General features: G+C 61.3%; 1 protein-coding gene. It reads right to left on the bottom strand.

Annotated features, from left to right (window positions below; genetic code table 11):
- Nucleotides 1-60: 60 nt before the first annotated feature.
- A partial coding sequence (locus AC6UDE_RS06945; protein ID WP_500697024.1) for a PsiF family protein occupies nt 61-274 on the bottom strand: 214 nt, incomplete at its 5' end.

Genomic DNA, 274 nt, shown 5'->3' with positions numbered 1-274 from the left:
GCCATTCACTGATGCCCGTGGATCCACGCCACGCGTGTATTGTTTTCCCGGTCGCGACCGTTACGACGCCTTCAGGCAGCTGCTCATGAAGGTCTTGCGCGCATCACCGGCGAGCTTCTTGGCACCCGCGTCAGCGTTGCACTTGCGCATGCGTTCCTGCTGCGCATTGACAGGCTTGGTGTCGGCGGCATGGCCGCTGAGGCAGGAACTCTGTGCGGTCTTGTAGGCATCACCCTTCAAACCCTTGTTCTTGGCCGAGCATTCGGCCATGCGC

Source organism: Fructilactobacillus sp. X2R5C3 (genome assembly GCF_059901325.1).
Note: the sequence above shows the minus strand (reverse complement) of the source record. Positions and strands in the feature narration are given on the sequence as shown.